Genomic DNA, 12,159 nt, shown 5'->3' with positions numbered 1-12,159 from the left:
TCTATAACGGTATCTGGCAGGTTTCTTCATTCAGGATGTTTTATAGGTCCGGCCTGCTCAAAAGGAAGGTGACCCATGCGTATAGACCGTTTAACCAGCAAGTTGCAGTTAGCCTTGTCCGACGCCCAATCCCTGGCCGTCGGCCTCGATCATCCGGGCATTGAACCGGCGCACTTGATGCAAGCCATGCTTGAACAGCAGGGTGGTTCGATCAAACCCCTGTTGATGCAGGTTGGCTTCGACGTCAACAGCCTGCGTAAAGAGCTGACCAAAGAGCTCGACCAACTACCAAAAATCCAGAATCCAACCGGCGACGTCAACATGTCGCAGGATTTGGCGCGCCTGCTCAACCAGGCCGATCGCCTGGCCCAGCAGAAGGGCGACCAGTTCATCTCCAGCGAGCTGGTGTTGCTCGCCGCCATGGACGAGAACAGCAAGCTCGGCAAATTGTTGCTCGGCCAGGGCGTCAGCAAGAAAGCCCTGGAAAACGCGATCAACAACCTGCGCGGTGGTGAGGCCGTCAATGACGCCAACCACGAAGAGTCGCGCCAGGCGCTGGATAAATACACCGTCGACCTGACCAAGCGTGCCGAAGAAGGCAAGCTCGATCCGGTGATCGGCCGTGACGACGAAATTCGCCGGACCATTCAGGTCCTGCAACGCCGTACCAAGAACAACCCGGTGCTGATCGGTGAGCCCGGCGTGGGTAAAACCGCCATCGCCGAAGGCTTGGCCCAGCGCATCATCAACGGCGAAGTCCCGGATGGACTGAAAGGCAAGCGCCTGCTGTCCCTGGACATGGGGTCGCTGATTGCCGGTGCCAAGTACCGTGGCGAGTTCGAAGAACGCCTCAAATCCCTGCTCAACGAACTGTCGAAGCAGGAAGGGCAGATCATTCTGTTCATCGACGAACTGCACACCATGGTCGGCGCCGGTAAAGGCGAAGGCTCGATGGACGCGGGTAACATGCTCAAACCTGCGTTGGCCCGTGGTGAACTGCACTGCGTCGGCGCGACCACGCTCAACGAGTACCGCCAATATATAGAGAAGGACGCTGCCCTCGAACGGCGCTTCCAGAAAGTGTTGGTGGACGAACCGAGCGAAGAAGACACCATCGCGATTCTGCGGGGCCTGAAAGAGCGCTACGAGGTTCACCACAAAGTGGCGATCACCGACGGCGCGATCATCGCTGCGGCCAAGCTCAGTCATCGCTACATCACGGACCGTCAGTTGCCGGACAAGGCCATCGACCTGATCGACGAAGCGGCTAGCCGCATCCGCATGGAGATCGACTCCAAGCCGGAAGTGCTCGATCGTCTGGAGCGTCGTTTGATTCAGCTGAAGGTGGAATCCCAGGCGCTGAAGAAAGAAAGCGACGAAGCCGCGATAAAGCGTCTGGAAAAACTCCAGGAAGAAATCGTCCGCCTCGAACGTGAGTACTCGGACCTGGAGGAAATCTGGAACGCGGAAAAAGCCGAAGTTCAGGGTTCCGCGCAGATCCAGCAGAAAATCGAACAGTCCCGTCAGGAACTGGAAGCGGCCCGCCGCAAAGGCGACTTGAACCGCATGGCCGAGCTGCAGTACGGGATCATCCCGGACCTGGAGCGCAGCCTGCAAATGGTCGACCAGCACGGCAAAACTGAAAACCAGTTGCTGCGCAGCAAGGTGACTGAAGAAGAGATCGCTGAAGTCGTGTCCAAGTGGACGGGCATTCCGGTGTCGAAAATGCTCGAAGGCGAGCGCGACAAACTGATGAAGATGGAAAGCTTGTTGCACCAACGTGTGATCGGCCAGGACGAAGCGGTAATCGCGGTCTCCAACGCAGTGCGGCGTTCCCGTGCCGGGTTGTCCGACCCGAATCGCCCGAGCGGTTCGTTCATGTTCCTCGGCCCGACCGGTGTCGGTAAAACCGAGCTGTGCAAGGCACTGGCCGAGTTCCTCTTTGATACGGAAGAGGCGATGGTGCGGATCGATATGTCCGAGTTCATGGAGAAACATTCCGTGGCTCGTCTGATCGGTGCGCCACCAGGCTACGTAGGCTATGAAGAGGGCGGTTACCTGACCGAGGCGGTGCGTCGCAAGCCTTATTCGGTAATCCTCCTGGACGAGGTCGAGAAGGCCCACCCGGACGTCTTCAACATCTTGCTGCAAGTGCTGGAAGATGGCCGACTGACCGACAGTCATGGGCGCACGGTGGATTTCAAGAATACCGTGATCGTCATGACCTCCAACCTGGGTTCGGTGCAGATCCAGGAACTGGTCGGTGATCGTGAGGCGCAACGTGCGGCGGTGATGGATGCGATTTCCACGCACTTCCGACCGGAGTTCATCAACCGGGTCGACGAAGTGGTGATCTTCGAACCGTTGGCTCGGGATCAGATCGCGGGCATTACCGAGATCCAGCTGGGTCGTCTGCGTAGTCGCCTGACCGAGCGCGAGCTGAAGCTTGATCTCAGCCCTGAGGCCATGGATAAGCTGATCGCGGTAGGTTACGACCCGGTTTACGGCGCACGGCCGCTCAAGCGAGCGATCCAGCGCTGGATCGAGAACCCGCTGGCACAGTTGATTCTGTCCGGTCGTTTCCTGCCCGGCGATACCGCGAAGGGTGTCGTGGAAAACGACGAAATCGTCTTCGTCTGATCCACGGCGGCAGCAAAATTGAAGAGGCCTCGCATTGCGAGGCCTTTTTTTCGCCAGGCTGTTGAACTGAAAGGAAAAGGCTTGTAAAGTGCGCCCCGCAGTAAGTCGCCCTGAAGGGTTCCCGCTCCCCAAGCAGGAATCTGAAATAAGTTGCAAATCATTAACTTGAAAGCAATTTAGGGGGTTGACAGAGGTGCTTAAGATTGTAGAATAGCGCGCCTCAGACACACGAACGCAGCGATGCGAACGGGTCGAAGAGGTGAAGCAAGCTTCACAGTTGTAAATTGAAATATGTAGTTCCGTGATAGCTCAGTCGGTAGAGCAAATGACTGTTAATCATTGGGTCCCAGGTTCGAGTCCTGGTCACGGAGCCAATTTCAAACCGGGGTATAGCGCAGTCCGGTAGCGCGCCTGCTTTGGGAGCAGGATGTCAGGAGTTCGAATCCCCTTACCCCGACCATTTTTGGGTCGTTAGCTCAGTTGGTAGAGCAGTTGGCTTTTAACCAATTGGTCGTAGGTTCGAATCCCACACGACCCACCATTTTTGAAACCAGTTAACGCTGGGATCAGATCTTAAGATCAGAGGCCAAAAGCACTGATCGAAGAAGGCGACTTTTTAAAGGTCGCCTTTTTATTACCGGGGTATAGCGCAGTCCGGTAGCGCGCCTGCTTTGGGAGCAGGATGTCAGGAGTTCGAATCCCCTTACCCCGACCATATTAAAAATCCTCGTATCGAAAGATACGGGGATTTTTTTTGTCTTCGATTTTTGTTTTCGAGAGATAACACTTCAGTCATCGTACAACTTGCCGATAACGAGGCGACGGGGTACTGCCGAAACAACGCCCCTTATCTAAGCCACTACAAGAAAAGGGCGTTCGTTATGGTGCTTCGTCAGTTAAATATCGCTCCTCGGGCAGCCTTGGGGTTTGCCCTGATTGCCGTATTGGTAGCGTTGCTCGGAATTTTTGCCCTGGGGCAGATGTCGAGCATTCGCGACAGCGAGGTGGCGGTGGAGAAACAATGGCTGCCGAGCATTCGCGGTGGTGACGAGATCCGCGAAATCATGCTGCGCATCCGTACCATTTCCCTGCGCATGGCCCTGGATCAGGATCCGAAGAACATCCCTGTCTACCGCGGCCAGATGGACACTCGCGACAAAGAGCTGAGCGAGAAGATTGCGGCGTATGACAAATTGGTCAATACCGCAGAAGGCAAAGCCTTGTATGACCAGTTCAAAACTACCTTCGCGGCTTATCGTTCCGGTATTGCTCAATCGTTCTCCCTGGCCGAACAGGGTCGCCGTGACGAATTGACCAAACTGCTGCTGATCGACATGAAAACCGTGGTTGATGGCTCGGGCAAACAACTCAACGACCTGGCGGATCTATTTGCCAAACAAGTCGCCGCCGAGAGCCAGAAATCGGCAGCGCATTACGAAACATCGCGGATGATCGTCAGCCTGTTCATCGCGTTGGCGGCATTGGCCACCGTCGGCCTGGCCATGCTGCTGACCCGCAGCATCGTCAAACCTTTGAGCGAAGCGTTGCATGCCGCGGAAAACGTGGCACGAGGCGACCTGACGCGCCCCATCGAAATCCATGGCAACGATGAAGTGAGTCGCTTGCTCAAGGCGTTGGCGACCATGCAGCGCAACCTGCGCGAAACCTTGCAAGGTATCAGCGGCTCGGCGGCGCAATTGGCGACAGCGGCTGACGAGTTGAATGCGGTCACGCTCGACAGCACTCAGAACCTGCAACAGCAGAACAACGAGATCGAACAAGCGGCGACGGCGGTCACTGAAATGACCACCGCGGTGGAGGAGGTCGCCCGCAACGCGGTGTCGACCTCCGACGCCACGCGCCAATCCAGTGAGTCCGCGCACGCCGGCCATGAGCGGGTCAGCGAAACAGTCACGGCCATCGGCGCCCTTGCCAGTGATGTACAGATCACAGGCGGATTGGTGCAGTCCCTGGCCAACCAGTCTCAGGACATCGGCAAGGTACTGGATGTGATTCGTGCGATTGCCGAGCAAACCAACTTGCTGGCCCTCAACGCTGCCATTGAAGCGGCGCGCGCCGGGGAAAGCGGTCGAGGTTTCGCGGTGGTTGCCGACGAAGTTCGCGCTTTGGCCTATCGCACGCAGCAATCGACTCAGGAAATCGAGCAAATGGTTCAGGGGATGCGCAACGGCTCAACTCAGGCGCTGGATTCCATGCACGCCAGCTCAAGCCGTGCGGCCAGCACATTGGCCTTGGCCGAGCGTGCAGGTGAAGCGTTGCAGACCATCACCGCGTCGGTTCATCAGATCCACGAGCGCAATCTGGTGATCGCCAGCGCTGCCGAAGAACAGGCGCAGGTGGCACGTGAAGTCGACCGCAACCTGGTGAATATTCGTGATCTTTCGGTGCGATCTGCCGCTGGCGCGGATCAGACCAGCGCGTCCAGCCACGAACTATCACAACTGGCTAATGCCTTGCAGGGCATGGTGCGGCGCTTCCAGCTTTAAATTTTCCAGACGCAAAAAAGCCGCGCTTCTCGACGGAAAAGCGCGGCTTGGTTCTCGGAAACTTAGGCGCCGTCTTGGTCTTTCAAGTGCTCGAACAGGCCTTTTGGCATTTTCTTGCCATTGGCTTCGAAGTTGGCTTTCACGTTGTCGTAAGCCTCTTGCTCGTCGATGAAGCCGTCATGGTTGGTGTCGATCTTGTCGAAATTGGACTTCGGGGCAACTTTCTGGAATTCGGCACGGGATACCTTGCCGTCGCCATCCGTGTCGGTTTTAGCCATCGACGCATCGCCACACTTGCCTTCGCCACATTTACCTTCAGGAGTCTTCACAACCTGTTCGGCCGAGGCCAGCAGATAACCCTGAGTCAGAGGTTGCGAGGCGAACACAGCGCCGGACAACATCATGCCACCGGCCAAAACAGCGCCGAGCAGACCGATAGTGTTTTTGGTGGTACGGGACATTTCAATACTCCTGGGTTGCACGACACAACCGTTCGATAAAGGACGCCACGTAAGTGCGGCGATAACCGTAGCTGGCGGGGTGCCTTGCTCGGGTGTGGCCATTTAGCGGGCGTGGTGTATCGCTACTGTGTCGCGCAAGGGGGGAGTTTGTAAGCGAAGGGGATGAAACGGCAGGGGAGATACAGTGAGACACAGATCTACAAGGCAATGAATAACAAATGTGGGAGCGAGCTTGCTCGCGATGAGGGATTAACATTCAACACATGTGCTAAATGTGAGACCGCTATCGCGAGCAAGCTCGCTCCCACAGTGGATGTGTGTCAGTGCAGCTTCAGTCGCGGCTCAGTCCCGCGCCCGATCTTGCTCCCCAACATCAACATCGCCGTGCGAAATGCGCCATACAACGCCATCTGGTGCATGCGGTACAGCGACACGTAAAACATCCGCGCCAGCCAGCCTTCCAGCATCACGCTACCGGTGAGGTTGCCCATCAAGTTACCCACAGCCGAAAAACGCGACAGCGAGATCAGCGAGCCGTAGTCGGTGTATTTGTACGCAGGCAGAGGCTTGCCTTCGATCCGCAGTTTCAGCGATTTGGCCAGCAACGAAGCCTGCTGATGAGCAGCCTGGGCGCGTGGCGGAACATTGCGATCGGTGCCCGGCTGCGGGCAGGCCGCGCAGTCACCGAAGGCGAAGATGTTCTCGTCGCGGGTGGTTTGCAGGGTCGGCAGTACTTGCAGCTGATTGATCCGGTTGGTCTCCAGGCCATCGATGTCCTTGAGAAAACCCGGTGCACGAATCCCGGCCGCCCAGACTTTCAGGCTGGCGTTGATGACTTTGCCATCGGCGGTAATCAGGCTGTCGGCCGTCACTTCACTGACGGCGGCATTGGTCATGACGTTGACCCCGAGTTTCTCCAGGGTTTTATGCACCGGCCCGCCGATACGTTCCGGCAGGGCTGGCAGCACCCGTGGCCCGGCTTCGATCAGCGTGATGTGCATGTTTTCCGGTTTGATCCGGTCAAGACCATAGGCGGCCAATTCATGCGCGGCGTTGTGCAATTCGGCGGCCAGTTCGACCCCAGTGGCACCGGCACCGACGATGGCCACGCTGATCTGCTCGACCTTGTCAGTTTGCCCTGCATGGGCGCGCAGGTAGTGGTTGAGCAATTGCTGATGGAAGCGCTCGGCCTGTTTGCGGGTGTCGAGGAACAGGCAGTGTTGCGCCGCGCCCTGCGTCCCGAAATCGTTGGTGGTGCTGCCGACGGCGATCACCAGCGAGTCGTAACCCACTTCGCGCGCCGGGACCAGTTCAATGCCCGCTTCGTCGTAGGTGGCGGCCAGCTGGATTTTCTTCTGTGAGCGATCGAGCCCGCTCATGCGCCCCAGCTGGAACTCGAAGTGGTTCCATTTCGCCTGGGCAACATAGTTGAGTTCGTCTTCGGAAGAGTTCAGGGAACCTGCCGCCACTTCGTGCAACAGCGGTTTCCAGATGTGGGTCAGGTTCGCGTCGACCAGCATTACACTGGCCGTGCCGCGCTTGCCCAGAGTCTTACCCAGACGGGTAGCCAACTCCAGACCGCCGGCGCCGCCGCCAACGATGACAATACGATGAGTCATGGGGATATCTCGCAAGGCTAAAAGAAATCGGTGCAATTACCCGAGCGAGCGCGATGCAGCTCATAGCGTCAGATAACTGATAAGTCGGCTCAACAGGCCTAAACCAATGGTCACTGCCAACACCACCACCAGGAGCATCCACGGCCGGAAAGGCCGGCGCTCGACTTGGTGCTGGGACAGTTGCAGGTACTCTTCGACATGCTTTTGGTCGTCGGGGTTCAGGCGGCTGGTCATAAAGGCCTCGTCAGGTAGACGTTGCTGAATGTGTAGAAGCTACAGGCTGATTTAACGAACGTTGAACGGAGCATAGCCGCTGTCCGGAACAGGCTCGACATTCAGCGTATCGTCCAGGCGAATGATCCCACTTTGTAACACTCGGGCTGTGATTCCGCCATGTCCGCGAACCGCCTGAAACGCCCCGGGGCCAAGGTTGTTTTGCAGGCGTGCGCAAGGCTGGCACCAACCGGTGGTTTCGAAAATCGCCTGGCCGATCCGGAAGCGACGGCCCTTGAGGCTGAACAGGTTGATACCGCTGATAACGAGGTTGCGCCGCAAATCATTCGGTAAGACCGGTTTGTCGTCCGGGCGGCCCATGAGCGAGCTGATAACTGCCAGATGCTCCCACTGAATCAGCGTCACCTGCCGCGCATTGCGTACGCCGGGACGGGCTCGATCGCCGGTCAAACCGGCCTCAAACCGCGCTTCCACGGCCTCCAGTTCAATCATCGGAGCATGAGGTGCCGGCCGCACGCCGATCCAGCGAACGCGACCTGTTTGCGGCACTTCGGCAATCAGTTCCTGCAATGGACTCACAGGCTGATCCCGACGTCGAAAACAATGCTGCGACCCAGGTTGCTGCGCAGGAAATCCGGCGCATCCGGGTGCGCGAACAGCACACGGGCGAAGGTCGGGCCGACCAGCGACAACGAGCGCCAGCCCTGGCGCAGGTATTCGGTCGGCGGCGGGAAATGACTGTTGAGGTCCAGCACTTCGCGTTTGAGGCTGGCGAAGGCGATGATGTCCAGTTCGCCCAAATCCATGCCGCGTTCTTTGTAGTTGTGGGCTTTTTTGCGCAAGGTCGGCGCCAGTCTCAGCAGAAACTCATTGGCCGGGATGCGCCGTGGTTTGGCCTCGCGCCGTACTAGCGAGCTCAGGGAAAACGCGCTGCGCCGGCGTTGCAGCTCATCGCGCCATTCGTCGTTTAGGCGTCGGCCTTCATCAAGCACAAAAAACACTTCGAAACTGGCGTCACGAAACAGCACGTCCGGCGGCTCTCCGGCCGGGGCGAATTCGTCGGCGCGATAGGGAATGTTCAGGCCTTGCAGCAGGCGCTGACAGACCCAACGCTCACGCTCCCATTTGCGGGCATTGGACAGGAACGCGTTGGCTTGCTCGGCCGCGATGGTCAGCAGGCGTAAATAATCTGAGTCATCCATAAGCCCAAGCTTAGCGTTCATTTGCGACAAGCAGAAAGCGTGAAACGGTAAACAGGGGCACTGGGCGCTCAGAACGGGCGGTGTAGACTGATGGCCATTACGCACATGCGCTCGAACGAGGAGTTGAACGTGAAATATTGGCCGGTGTTGTTGCTCAGTCTTCTGCCTTTTTGGGTTCAGGCGCTGGAGGTGGGTGAGCGGCTGGCGCCGTGGACCTTGCTTGATCAGTTCGATCAGGCCTTCACGCTCGACAACCAGACTCAGACGCTGCTGGTGGCGCGGAGCATGGACGCCGCCAAACTGGTCGCCGCCGCTCTGCAGGAACAGCCCAAGGGCTACCTGGAGGCTCGGCACGCGGTATTTGTCGCGGACATCCAGCGCATGCCTCGACTGATCGCGAAAATGTTCGCTGTACCGGCCATGCGCGATTATTCCTACCGAGTGATGCTTGACCGTGATGGTCGCGTGGCGCCGCGCTACCCCGGGGCCGTGGATAAAGTGCTGTGGTTGCAACTCAAGGACGGTCAATTGGTGGCTCAGCACGAATACGCCACGGTTGCGCAATTGCGTGAGGCGCTGGAGAAGGCCTTGCCCTGATCGGCGCAGAGCTCCCGTGACCGCAGACGCTGACATCTGAATCATCCATCAACCCGCGCTTAGCTTTCCCATGTGATCGCAATGAAGGCAGTTCATCGGAGAGGTTCCGATCTGCTGGATTTGCGGCCCGCCATCCCCGCAACACTCCTCATCCCGCGCCCGGTTCAGGGCATTGCACAAAACGGATAGCGATCTGCGCAAAGCGGATATTTCCTCGTGCCCGGCATCTCTACCCTCGGCTGTACGGACGTAAGCCGCTTTACCGACGCTCTAAAAACAAAAACAAGAGATAGATGCCATGCGCAAGATCAACGTACATGAGGTTATCGACAACGCTCGATTCAACCGCTTCCACTGGATGGTGCTGTTCTGGTGTGCCCTGATCATCATTTTCGACGGTTACGATTTGGTGATCTACGGCGTGGTGCTGCCGATGCTGATGAAAGAGTGGGGGCTCAGTCCTCTGCAGGCGGGCGCACTGGGCAGTTATGCACTGTTCGGGATGATGTTCGGCGCGCTGTTTTTCGGCCCGCTGTCGGACAAGATCGGCCGCAAAAAAGCCATCACGATCTGCGTGATGCTCTTCAGCGGATTTACCGTGCTCAATGGTTTTGCCCGCAACCCCACCGAGTTTGGTCTTTGCCGGTTCATTGCCGGGCTTGGCATTGGCGGGGTGATGCCCAACGTCGTGGCGCTGATGAACGAGTACGCGCCGAAAAAGATTCGCAGCACGCTGGTGGCAATCATGTTCAGCGGCTACTCGGTGGGTGGCATGCTCTCGGCGGGGCTCGGTATCGTGCTGATCCCGAGCTTTGGCTGGCAATCGGTGTTTTACGTGGCGGTGCTGCCGTTGCTGTTGTTGCCGTTGATCATGTACTTCCTGCCCGAGTCGGTGGGTTTCATGCTGCGTCAGGGGCGCAATGAAGAAACGCGCAACATCCTGCAGCGGATTGACCCGGCGTACGTCGCGCAAACCAGCGATCAGCTGCACATGAGCGAAGTGAAGGGCACTGGCACCCCGGTGTTGCAACTGTTTCGCGAAGGACGTGCGCTGCGCACGCTGATGTTGTGGCTGGCGTTTTTCTGCTGCTTGCTGATGGTCTACGCCTTGAGTTCCTGGCTACCGAAACTGATGGCCAACGCCGGTTACAGCCTGGGGTCGAGTCTGTCGTTCCTGCTGGTGCTCAACTTCGGTGCCATTTTCGGCGCGGTCGGCGGCGGTGTGCTGGGGGACAAACTCAACCTGCCGCGGGTGTTGGCGGTGTTCTTCGCCGTGGCTGCGGTGTCGATCACCTTGCTGGGATTCAACAGCCCGATGCCGCTGTTGTACCTGCTGATCGCCATTGCCGGCGCCACCACCATTGGCTCGCAGATTCTGTTGTACGCCTGCGCCGCGCAGTTCTACTCCATGACCATTCGCTCCACCGGTTTGGGCTGGGCGTCGGGCATCGGGCGCAACGGTGCCATCGTCGGACCGCTGCTGGGTGGTGCGTTACTCGGGATCAGCCTGCCGCTGCAACTGAACTTCATGGCATTTGCCTTGCCCGGTGCGGTGGCCGCGATTGCCATGACCGTGTTCGCTATCAGCAGTCGGCGCAGTGCCAAACAAAAGTTTCCGGGCATGGACGTATCGCCTGGCGGGGCTGTCGGCGAGGTTTCATGAAAACCTTATTCCAGGACTTTTCCCTGTCTGCGGCAGTCGCCGGATTTATCGCCACGGTGATTTCCTACGCAGGCCCGTTGGTGATCATCTTCCAGGCCGCCGAGACCGCGCACCTCTCGCGGGAGGTGCTGTCTTCCTGGGTCTGGGCGATTTCCATCGGCAGCGCCGTGCTCGGCATCGGTCTGAGCTTGCGTTACCGCGTCCCGGTGATCATCGCGTGGTCGGCGCCGGGTTCGGCGTTGCTGGTGGCGCTGCTACCGGGGATCTCCATGCCGGAGGCGGTGGGTGCTTACCTGGTCAGCAGCCTGATTATCTTTCTGGTCGGGGTGTCGGGGGCGTTTGACCGGATCATCGGCAAACTGCCCGCAGCGATTGCGGCAGCGATTGCGGCAGCGATGCTGGCGGGGATTCTGTTCAGCTTCGGCACCGGGTTGTTCGTCTCGTTGCAGGGCAAACCGTTGCTGGTGCTGGCGATGTTTGCCACGTACCTGATCTGCAAACGGCTGATGCCGCGGTATGCGGTGTTGATGGTGCTGCTGGTGGGCTGCTCGATGGCCTTTCTCGCCGGTGATTTGCACCGCGAGGCGTTGGTGATCGGGTTGGCCACGCCGGTGTGGATCACGCCCGCGTTCAGCCTGAGCGCGACCTTGAATATCGCCTTGCCGCTGGTGATGGTGGCGCTGACCGGCCAGTTCGTTCCTGGCATGGCGGTGCTGCGCGCCAGCGGTTACCCAACGCCGGCCGGCCCGATCATCGCCAGCAGTGCGGTGGGCACGGCGCTGTTGGCGCCGTTTGGTTGCCATGGACTGAACCTGGCAGCCATCACCGCGGCGATTTGTACCGGGCGCGAGGCCCATGAAAATCCCGGCAAACGCTATGTGGCCGGGGTTGTGGGCGGGCTGTGTTACCTGGTGCTGGGGATCTTCGGCGCCACCCTGGTTTCACTGTTTTCGGCGTTCCCCAAAGAACTGATCGCGGCCTTGGCCGGGCTGGCGCTGTTCGCCGCGATTGCCGGGGCCTTGGCCGGCGCAATGGCCGTACCGAGTGATCGCGAAGCCGCGTTGGTGACTTTTCTGACCACCGCGTCGGGCATGTCGTTGTTGGGTTTGTCCGCCGCCTTTTGGGGGCTGATTTTCGGCATGGTCACCCACGTGTTGTTAAACGCCCGTCGTCCCGTTCCCCGCCGCGAATCCTCTGCGGCTGAAGCACTTCAACCTGTCGATCAATAAAAATAAG

General features: G+C 58.6%; 10 protein-coding genes and 4 tRNA genes. 9 read left to right on the top strand and 5 right to left on the bottom strand.

The genetic code is table 11. The annotated features are described in order from the left end of the window. Positions 1-75: 75 nt before the first annotated feature. The 6 genes from clpB (at position 76) to ACA059_RS27260 (ending at position 5,147) form a co-directional block, all read left to right on the top strand. Positions 76-2,640, top strand: a complete 2,565-nt coding sequence (gene clpB, locus ACA059_RS27285) for an ATP-dependent chaperone ClpB (RefSeq protein WP_462033372.1) — start codon at positions 76-78, stop codon at positions 2,638-2,640. A gap of 298 nt (positions 2,641-2,938) precedes the next feature. Beyond that, positions 2,939-3,014: transfer RNA gene (locus tag ACA059_RS27280), tRNA-Asn, on the top strand. A gap of 9 nt (positions 3,015-3,023) precedes the next feature. Continuing rightward, a tRNA-Pro gene (locus tag ACA059_RS27275) sits at positions 3,024-3,100 on the top strand. A 5-nt stretch (positions 3,101-3,105) separates the two neighbouring features. Then, positions 3,106-3,181 (top strand) — tRNA-Lys (locus ACA059_RS27270). Positions 3,182-3,278: 97 nt separating this feature from the next. Beyond that, positions 3,279-3,355: transfer RNA gene (locus ACA059_RS27265), tRNA-Pro, on the top strand. Between the two features lie 166 nt (positions 3,356-3,521). Beyond that, positions 3,522-5,147, top strand: coding sequence for a methyl-accepting chemotaxis protein (locus tag ACA059_RS27260; protein WP_497631644.1), 1,626 nt, complete (start codon positions 3,522-3,524; stop codon positions 5,145-5,147). Between the two features lie 62 nt (positions 5,148-5,209). On the opposite strand, the gene ACA059_RS27255 is transcribed toward ACA059_RS27260, so the two are convergent. The 5 genes from ACA059_RS27255 to ACA059_RS27235 all read right to left on the bottom strand — a co-directional run bounded on the left by ACA059_RS27255 (position 5,210) and on the right by ACA059_RS27235 (position 8,663). Continuing rightward, a complete protein-coding gene (locus tag ACA059_RS27255; RefSeq protein WP_415765579.1) occupies positions 5,210-5,608 on the bottom strand; it encodes an HvfA family oxazolone/thioamide-modified RiPP metallophore in 399 nt (132 codons plus the stop codon). A gap of 320 nt (positions 5,609-5,928) precedes the next feature. Beyond that, complete coding sequence (locus ACA059_RS27250; RefSeq protein WP_497631643.1) at positions 5,929-7,227, bottom strand: NAD(P)/FAD-dependent oxidoreductase; 1,299 nt, start codon at positions 7,225-7,227, stop codon at positions 5,929-5,931. Positions 7,228-7,287: 60 nt separating this feature from the next. Beyond that, positions 7,288-7,461 (bottom strand): DUF3094 domain-containing protein, encoded by a 174-nt coding sequence (locus tag ACA059_RS27245; RefSeq protein WP_008154890.1) that lies wholly within the window; start codon positions 7,459-7,461, stop codon positions 7,288-7,290. A gap of 51 nt (positions 7,462-7,512) precedes the next feature. Next, the gene (locus ACA059_RS27240) at positions 7,513-8,040 is read right to left on the bottom strand and encodes an MOSC domain-containing protein (RefSeq protein WP_497631642.1); all 528 of its coding nucleotides are present in this window, start codon (positions 8,038-8,040) and stop codon (positions 7,513-7,515) included. After that, positions 8,037-8,663 carry a DUF1780 domain-containing protein gene (locus ACA059_RS27235; protein ID WP_008154887.1) on the bottom strand — a complete coding sequence of 209 codons (627 nt, stop codon included), beginning with the start codon at positions 8,661-8,663 and terminating at the stop codon, positions 8,037-8,039. Before ACA059_RS27235 ends, ACA059_RS27240 begins: the two co-directional genes overlap by 4 nt. Positions 8,664-8,792: 129 nt before the next feature. Between ACA059_RS27235 and ACA059_RS27230 the strand changes: the two genes are divergently transcribed. From ACA059_RS27230 to ACA059_RS27220, 3 genes are all read left to right on the top strand, one after another. Continuing rightward, positions 8,793-9,260: an FAD/FMN-containing dehydrogenase gene (locus tag ACA059_RS27230; protein ID WP_497634740.1), complete on the top strand. Its 468-nt coding sequence runs from the start codon at positions 8,793-8,795 to the stop codon at positions 9,258-9,260. A gap of 298 nt (positions 9,261-9,558) precedes the next feature. After that, positions 9,559-10,923 (top strand): aromatic acid/H+ symport family MFS transporter, encoded by a 1,365-nt coding sequence (locus ACA059_RS27225; RefSeq protein WP_497631640.1) that lies wholly within the window; start codon positions 9,559-9,561, stop codon positions 10,921-10,923. After that, on the top strand, positions 10,920-12,152 hold the full coding sequence (locus tag ACA059_RS27220; protein WP_497631639.1) for a benzoate/H(+) symporter BenE family transporter: 1,233 nt from the start codon (positions 10,920-10,922) through the stop codon (positions 12,150-12,152). The genes ACA059_RS27225 and ACA059_RS27220 overlap by 4 nt, the downstream gene beginning before the upstream one ends. Positions 12,153-12,159 lie beyond the last annotated feature (7 nt).

Source organism: Pseudomonas sp. LBUM1647 (genome assembly GCF_059716175.1).
This window is presented reverse-complemented; position numbering and strand designations above follow the sequence as displayed.

Bases quoted from the DNA above. Each gene is read 5' to 3' on its own strand.
- clpB (WP_462033372.1), top strand. From the start codon at position 76: ATGCGTATAGACCGTTTAACCAGCAAGTTGCAGTTAGCCTTGTCCGAC.
- ACA059_RS27260 (WP_497631644.1), top strand. From the start codon at position 3,522: ATGGTGCTTCGTCAGTTAAATATCGCTCCTCGGGCAGCCTTGGGGTTT.
- ACA059_RS27255 (WP_415765579.1), bottom strand. From the start codon at position 5,608: ATGTCCCGTACCACCAAAAACACTATCGGTCTGCTCGGCGCTGTTTTG.
- ACA059_RS27250 (WP_497631643.1), bottom strand. From the start codon at position 7,227: ATGACTCATCGTATTGTCATCGTTGGCGGCGGCGCCGGCGGTCTGGAG.
- ACA059_RS27245 (WP_008154890.1), bottom strand. From the start codon at position 7,461: ATGACCAGCCGCCTGAACCCCGACGACCAAAAGCATGTCGAAGAGTAC.
- ACA059_RS27235 (WP_008154887.1), bottom strand. From the start codon at position 8,663: ATGGATGACTCAGATTATTTACGCCTGCTGACCATCGCGGCCGAGCAA.
- ACA059_RS27225 (WP_497631640.1), top strand. From the start codon at position 9,559: ATGCGCAAGATCAACGTACATGAGGTTATCGACAACGCTCGATTCAAC.
- ACA059_RS27220 (WP_497631639.1), top strand. From the start codon at position 10,920: ATGAAAACCTTATTCCAGGACTTTTCCCTGTCTGCGGCAGTCGCCGGA.